This window comes from Treponema endosymbiont of Eucomonympha sp. (assembly GCF_001028545.1).
This window is the reverse complement of sequence record NZ_BBPW01000061.1, coordinates 1-4856: the sequence shown is the minus strand read 5'-3', so window position 1 is coordinate 4856 and position 4856 is coordinate 1. Positions and strand designations below refer to the sequence as shown.

Here is a 4856-nt window from a genome sequence, read left to right as displayed (position 1 = left end):
TGCCGTCTCAGCCCTTCGGTTTTTACACACTTTGTGCCGTTTGATCTGTTCCGGCTTGAAGCCGGCATTGAGGCGAAAGAGCCGGCGCAGGCGCGGCAAACGGCGGCGTGACCCGCGGATAGGGCAGGGGGCGGACAGGCAAAAGGCGGGGCGCAAGCCCTGCCTTTTGTATAGTTATGCCGTTTATCCGCTTACCTATGCGCTGGCAAGCGGCGCACATTTTGTCAACTCTTTTCCTGTATTTTTTTTAATTTTTTCCGTGCATAGCCGCAGTCAGCCGCGCGCGAAAATAACCCGCACGCTTAATACACCGTCAATGCCGACTATCCGGTCAAGCGTCACGGGAGACGCTTCCCCTTCCACGTCAATCAAATTATATGCGAGGTCGTTCCGGTTCTGGTTCACCATTGCAGACACGTTCAGCTTCTCGTCGGCAAGAACCGTGGCCATCTGTCCTATCATGTTCGGCTCGTTCCGGTTCGCAACGCATAGCCGCATTCCCCCCGCCGGAATCCCCGCTTCCATTCGGCATTCGGGAAAGTTCACCGAGTTGGCTACCGCCCCTTTTTCGAGAAAATCCCGCACCTGCTTCGCCGCCATCCTCGCACAGTTCTCTTCAGCTTCCGGCGTGGACGCTCCCAAATGCGGCAGGCACAGCACCTTCGGGTGCGCAAGCATATCTTCCGACGCAAAATCGCTTACATATGAAGCAACCTTGCCTGAAGAGAGAGCCGACAGAATGTCGGCGGATATGGCAAGTTCTTCCCGCGCCAGATTGATGAGTCTAACGCCTGCCTTCATGTTCTTTATCTGCGCCGCGTCTATCATGCCGACCGTATCGTTCGTGAGCGGCACATGCACGGTAATGTAATCCGATTTGGCAACAAGGCTTTCCAAATTTTCCGCGCGAATAACGTCCCGGTTCAAATGCCATGCCCCGTCTACCGAGATGAATGGGTCATAGCCAATGACGCGCATGCCTAAACCGACTGCGCTGTTTGCGACGAGCACCCCAATCGCGCCAAGGCCGATAACACCCAGTGTTTTCCCCGCAAGCTCCGGACCTATAAACTGCGATTTGCCTTTTTCTGCTAGCTCGGGGATTTTGTCGCCCTGTCCCATAAGCGTTTTTACCCATGCCGATGCTGCAAGGATATTCCGGCTCGATGCCAGCATCGCGAGCAACACTAGTTCCTTCACCGCATTTGCGTTAGCGCCGGGTGTGTTGAACACCACAACACCGCGTTCCGTAAGCGCTTGTACGGGGACATTGTTCGTGCCTGCACCCGCTCGAGCGACGGCACTGAGCGAAAGCGGTAGGTTCATTTGATGCATATTAAAAGAGCGCACCAACATAGCGACAGGATTTGGCAAATCGTCGGCAACTTCGTAACAGTCGAGCGGGAATTCGGAAAGTCCGTTGGCAGAAATTTTATTTAGGGTCTGTATTTTATACATTCGTTCCTTGTTATCCGTTCCGTTTAGCAAAACCGTCCATAAACGCAACGAGTGTCTTCACGCCGTCGATACTCATAGCGTTGTACAGCGAGGCACGCATCCCGCCGACCAGTCGGTGACCGGAAAGGTTCACCAGTCCCACAGCTTTCGCCTCTTTCACGAACGCCTTGTTTAATCTGTCCGCTTTTTCGGCATTCATTTCGCGCATTATAAAGGGAATATTCATCAATGAGCGACTCTCTTTTTCAGCGGTGCCGCGGTAAAAATCGCTCCGGTCAAGATAAGCGTAGAACAGTGCAGCTTTTTCGCCATTGCGCCGCTTCATGCCTTCCACTCCGCCACGCCGCTCGACCCACTTGAGCACCTTCCCCATAATATATATCGCGTAGCAAGGGGGCGTGTTGTACAGCGAGCCTGAATCGGCATGAGTCTTATAACGGAGCATCGTCGGCGCGATGCCGAGCGATTCGCGGGCAAGCATATCGTCTCGAATAATGACGAGCGTTACGCCCGCAGGTGCAAGGTTTTTCTGTGCCCCTGCGTAAATGAGCGCAAAACGGGAAACATCCAACGGCTCAGAGAGAATGCAGCTCGATGCATCGGTTACGAGCGGGGTATTCCCGCATTCGGGGAGTCGGTGCCATGCCGTCCCCATAATCGTATTGTTCAGCGTTATGTGCAGGTAGTCGTAGCCGTCCGCAAGCGGCGGCACGGCAGGGATAAAGCGATAGGTTTCGTCTTTGGACGACGCAACAATATCCGCTTGCGTATATCTGCTGGCTTCGGCAATCGCTTTGGACGACCACACGCCGGTATCAATATAAGCAGCTTTGCCGCGGACGGTCAGGTTGAGCGGCACCATTGCAAACTGGGTGCTCGCGCCACCCTGCAAAAAGAGTACGCGGTAGTCGTCCGTCACCCCCAGCAGCGCACGGACAAAGCGTTCTGTCTCGCCGATTATCGCCTCGTATTCGCTTGAACGGTGACTCATCTCCATTACTGACTGCCCGGTATTCCCGTATTCCAATAACTCCGCCTGCGCTTCGGCAAGTACTTCTTCGGGTAAGCAGGAAGGCCCTGCAGAAAAATTATATACTCTACTCATGAGGATACTTTAACGAGACAAAAATGGGCAGTCAAGGGATACAAATCCCCTCTCCGATTTGGAACAGGCAAAGTTTTATTTGTCTATAATTATACCGCGACTGCACTGCGCATAAACTTTCTTCGTCCATAAGGTTCGCGCTCCGATATGTTTCTCGAGTCGATATGCACATGAGGCATCGTCCGGTCGCGTTTTGCTCTCTCAAGCGCAGTAATACCAGCTTCATATGGGAAACTTGCAAGCGAAAAATTCTCGGTGATTTCAATGCGGTCAACAAAACGCGGGGGGATATTCAAGATACTGCTGAAATAATTCGCGAGTTCCCGTGCACCAAACCCGTCACGCCGCCCCAATCCCACGTAAAGCCGCATTTGCCTCTGACTGTCTGCATTGGCAAAGTCGCTGCCAGACGGTTGGTAATTGCGCACTCCGTAGCTTTGCCTTATGCCGCTGAATCGCATACCGCGAGCACGTGTCACAGACGGGTTGAAGTTTGAGATTTCGCCATAACGCGCAGGGTTAAGCTCGGCACCGAATGCGGTTTCAAGCACTTGCGCGACAATCTCCTCCGACTGGTGAGTGCTGCACAATTCGACGGCAATCTCTTTGAATAAAGGATTGCGCGAAGGGAAAACATTCTGGAGCGTTTTTTTTTCGCCAACTGCTGCGTCATTGTCAGCTTCCGCGACGGAAATAAACGAAGCAAGTATCCGTTCAACAAGGCGCTTTTGTTTTGCTGCGAGCACCTCTTTAATGGAAGGAATCGTGCCAGCATTTATTACACCTTTCGCCGATCTTTTGATTGCCTGCTTCAAAACCTCTAACTTCCGCATTTCATTGGGACGAACAAACGTGACTGCCTCGCCCTTCGCGCCAGCTCTTCCCGTCCGCCCAATGCGGTGTACATACGTCAGCCCGTCGAAAGGAAATGCGTAATTCACGACGTGAGACAAGCACTCTATGTCTATGCCTCGCGCAGCAACATCGGTAGCAACCAGAATGCGCGTCTTTTTCTTGCGGAAACGGTCTAGAATTTTTTCTCGCTGTTTTTGAGCAATGTCACCGTGAAGCGCCGCCGTCTCGTAACCACGCTCGTCGAGCATCCGGCTCACCGCGTCGGCGTCGACTTTGGTCTGCGTAAACACCAGTCCGTAAAAGTCAGAAGAAATGTCGATAAGGCGAACAAGCGCTTCGATTTTTTCTTCCTCTCGTACCGTCCAATAGGTCTGTCCGGTCAAAAATGGCTCTTCTGCGGCGATTTCTTCTTCGACGATTTCATAATCGCCCATAAACTTCGCGGCAATTTTGAGAATCGGCGGCGGCATCGTCGCGGAAAACAGCAAGATACGGCTTTTCGGATTCGCTTTGGCAAAAATCGCCTCGATATCCTCAATGAATCCCATATCAAGCATTTCGTCCGCTTCGTCAAGGATAAAATAGTCGATATGTTCAAGGTGTAGCGACCCGCGGTTCAAGTGGTCCATAATGCGTCCGGGCGTACCGACCACGATTTCCGTCCCGCGCTTCAGTGCGCGAAGCTGCTCAAGCATCGACTGCCCGCCGTACACTTCGGCTACGCGGGGGTATTTCCCGCTCGCAAGGCTTTCGATTTCCTTGCCGACTTGGAGCGCAAGTTCGCGCGTCGGAGTCAGCACCAGTGCACGCGGTTCCTCCGCTGCCTCGCGGATTGTTTGAACAAGCGGGAGTGCGAATGCCGCCGTTTTTCCGGTTCCGGTACGCGCTTTGGCGACCAGATTTGCTTCTCCGGCAAGCAGGCGCGGAATTGCCAAAGCCTGTATGGGAGAGGGAGTTTCAAAACCTTTTGCCGCTACAGCGGCGAGGCTTACCTCGTCAAGTCCGAGGTCTTCAAAAGAAATTGTTTCCATTTATACGCAAAATATAGCAGATAGCTGAAAATGTTTCAACCGCGCCCCAGCGATGTGCCAAAAGACGGCATGACACCGGCGAGAAACTAAGCGACAGCTTCGCTTCCGTCTCGTGTTTTCAGATTTTCGGTAAACCTTCTCGATAGCCTTATTGGTAGAAAGTTCAGATAGGTTCTCTCGGCAGGCACAGTAGGCGCTTGCCTATACGCCCCGCGAGTTTGCAAAACACTCTCAGTAGCAAGCCGAAGGCTTGCGGAACTTTCTCAAGAAACTTTGGCGTTGCCAGCTATGATTTATAGCGCTGATTGCCTACCCGATTATAAGAAAAACTGACTAACTTTGCAGTTTTGTTTTTAGCCTGATAAGACCAGAAAACCGCCGCCCTGTCTAGCTTTTTTCAAGCATAA

At 52.6% G+C, this 4856-nt stretch carries 3 protein-coding genes; all 3 read right to left on the bottom strand.

The features are described from left to right. Positions 1-273 precede the first annotated feature (273 nt). Positions 274-1458 (bottom strand): phosphoglycerate dehydrogenase, encoded by a 1185-nt coding sequence (locus AWU74_RS03920; protein ID WP_062327834.1) that lies wholly within the window; start codon positions 1456-1458, stop codon positions 274-276. A 10-nt stretch (positions 1459-1468) separates the two neighbouring features. After that, the gene (gene serC, locus AWU74_RS03915; protein WP_062327830.1) at positions 1469-2563 is read right to left on the bottom strand and encodes a 3-phosphoserine/phosphohydroxythreonine transaminase; all 1095 of its coding nucleotides are present in this window, start codon (positions 2561-2563) and stop codon (positions 1469-1471) included. A gap of 89 nt (positions 2564-2652) precedes the next feature. Further along, complete coding sequence (locus AWU74_RS03910; RefSeq protein ID WP_062327827.1) at positions 2653-4449, bottom strand: DEAD/DEAH box helicase; 1797 nt, start codon at positions 4447-4449, stop codon at positions 2653-2655. Positions 4450-4856 lie beyond the last annotated feature (407 nt).